We start from the raw sequence: 255 nt of genomic DNA on the forward strand, positions 1-255 counted from the left end.
CCTTACCAACCCTTGACATCTGGATCGCGGTTTTCCGAGAGGAATTCCTTCAGTTCGGCTGGATCCAAGACAGGTGCTGCATGGCTGTCGTCAGCTCGTGTCGTGAGATGTTCGGTTAAGTCCGGCAGCGAGCGCAACCCACGTCCTTAGTTGCCAGCAGTTCGGCTGGGCACTCTAAGGAAACTGCCGGTGATAAGCCGGAGGAAGGTGTGGATGACGTCAAGTCCTCATGGCCCTTACGGGTTGGGCTACACA

Annotated in this window: 1 rRNA gene; it reads left to right on the plus strand. The window is 56.5% G+C overall.

Annotated elements, in window-relative coordinates:
• Positions 1-255, plus strand: a 16S ribosomal RNA gene (locus EU800_RS26515); the annotation flags it as partial.

The organism is Tropicimonas sp. IMCC6043 (genome assembly GCF_004146235.1).
Lineage (GTDB): Bacteria > Pseudomonadota > Alphaproteobacteria > Rhodobacterales > Rhodobacteraceae > Tropicimonas.